Source organism: Leptolyngbya sp. FACHB-36 (genome assembly GCF_014695955.1).
Taxonomy (GTDB): domain Bacteria; phylum Cyanobacteriota; class Cyanobacteriia; order Leptolyngbyales; family Leptolyngbyaceae; genus FACHB-36.
Map to the genome: position 1 here is coordinate 1 of NZ_JACJPG010000461.1, position 2,203 is coordinate 2,203.

Sequence of the window (2,203 nt, forward strand, 5' to 3'; positions counted from 1 at the left end):
CGATCGACCTTCACCTGCCGCAGCAGCGGATTGATTACCGTTGGTCCTGTCACCACCACCAGGGAGGCGTAGAGAAAGGCGATCGACCAGGGAAACTCGCCGAGCCAGTGAGCCGCCATGCCTCCACCCAACAGCGTTACAAGCGTGCCGATCGTCACCAGATTTCGCAAACTGCCAGAGACCCGACCCAGATCGCGTAGCTCTAGACTAAACCCGCCCTCAAACAGAATTACGGCGACCAGCAGCGAGACAATGACCTCCATCCCCACGCCAAGTTCTTCGGGATGCAGCAGCCCGATCGCACTGGGACCCAGCACAATCCCAAACAGCAGCAGAAACACAATTCCAGGAATTTTCAGCCACTCTGCAAATACCTGAGCGCTAATCCCAGCGATCACCGTCAGGATCATTTCCAGGGTTAAATCCAGCGGTGCTTCCATAAACGCGACGGCACAACGCAGCAGCCTAGGGCTAACGCTTCATTCTACTGGTATTGGCTGTTTCCTGCTTGAGTACGGCTGTAAGCGGTGCAAAAAGCACGGGTTTCTGGAGTGCCATGCGGCTCACCCAAAGCCGCGACGCATCTTCCTCTTACGGCTGCTAGATTGGATTCAGCGAGTGTGGGCATTGTGACGTGACAGCGCCGATCTTTGTAGACTACACCCAGGAAGATGCGTCTGCAGCAGTCTTTCCCTGTCCGCCGATTCTGACTAGCCGCACCGCTGCATGGCGAGGAATTGGACTGGAGTACCACTGGCAACCCGCCGCAGAAACGCCAGAACTCTGCACCCATGTTCATGGGCTTGGGATTTTTCCTCAGTTGCCCACTCCCATCTGGGCAGACCGAAAATTGGATGGGCAGCTTCGGCGAGAGCGGGTTTCGTCCGGCATGATCGTGATTGCTCCTGCAATGCGACCTCAGTGGTCGCGCTGGGAAGCAGAGGGCTATTTCATTGGCGTGGGACTGGAGCCGATCGCTCTTGCCCACGCCGCTTACGAAACCGTTGATCCCGATCGCGTTGAGCTGCTGCCCCACTTTGCCACGCCAGATCCGCTGGTGTGCCAACTGGCGCTGGCGCTGAAATCCGAGCTGGAAGCCAACCCGACAGGCAGTCGCTTATATGCAGAAGCGATCACCAACCTGCTAGCCGTGCATTTGCTCCAGCACTACTGCGTCCGCAAGCCCACGATCGCCGCTTATTCCGGTGGGCTATCTCAAGCCACTCTGCGGCAGGTGATTGACTACATCCAGACGCATCTGGATCAAAATCTTGGACTAGCCGAACTGGCAACCGTGGCGCAAATGAGCGCCCACTACTTTTCGCAATTGTTTAAGCAGTCTACGGGCGCGACGCCGCATCAGTTTGTGCTGCGCTGTCGAGTCGAGCGGGCGAAGGATCTGCTGTTGAGCGGCGAGTCGATCGTCGAAGTCGCTCGACTTACTGGATTTGCCGACCAAAGCCATTTAAATCGCCACATCAAGCGCACGTTTGGTGTCACCCCAAAGCAGCTCCAGCCGCGATCGGACAAATCTTCAACTCGATCGGAGGAATCTCCAAGACGCTGATTCTTCATGCAATTCATACTCAAAGATGCGCAAAGAATCAAACATTCAAGAAATCAAATATCCAAGACTAGATGGGAGCGCAGTACTTATGACACTGATTGAAACCAAGACTGAGCCGATCGTAATCAATTTGGGTCCGCATCATCCCGCTGCTCATGGCTGCTTTCGGATGCTCGTCACGCTGGACGGCGAAAACGTGGTGGACTGCGAACCCGTAATCGGCTATTTGCATCGCGGCATGGAAAAAATTGCCGAAAACCGCACCAACATCATGTACGTGCCCTACGTCAGCCGTTGGGACTACTACGGCGGCATGTTTAATGAAGCGGTGACCGTGAACGCGGTTGAGAAGCTGGCGAAGATTCCCGTGCCGCGTCGTGCCAGCTACATTCGCGTCATCATGCTGGAGCTGACGCGGTTGGTCAATCATCTCCTGTGGCTGGGACCGTTTATGACCGACATTGGAGCAGGGAGTCCGCTGTTTTATACCCTGCGCGATCGAGAACTGATTCTCGATTTGTTTGAAGCCGCGTCGGGCTACCGCATGGTCAACCACAACTACTTTCGCGTCGGCGGCGTTGCGGTAGATTTGCCCTACGGCTGGGTGGATAAATGCGAGGATTTTTGCACCTACTT

The 2,203-nt window shown here is 55.6% G+C and carries 2 protein-coding genes and 1 pseudogene; 2 read left to right on the plus strand and 1 reads right to left on the minus strand.

All coding sequences use genetic code 11. The annotated features are described in order from the left end of the window. Positions 1–440: cation:proton antiporter (locus tag H6F43_RS13135; protein WP_190343195.1), on the minus strand; the 440-nt coding region annotated here is incomplete at its 3' end. A gap of 194 nt (positions 441–634) precedes the next feature. Between H6F43_RS13135 and H6F43_RS22710 the strand changes: the two genes are divergently transcribed. Then, complete coding sequence (locus H6F43_RS22710; RefSeq protein ID WP_190343196.1) at positions 635–1,567, plus strand: AraC family transcriptional regulator; 933 nt, start codon at positions 635–637, stop codon at positions 1,565–1,567. Between the two features lie 88 nt (positions 1,568–1,655). Next, positions 1,656–2,203 (plus strand): annotated as a pseudogene (locus tag H6F43_RS13145) (NADPH-quinone oxidoreductase); the annotation flags it as partial.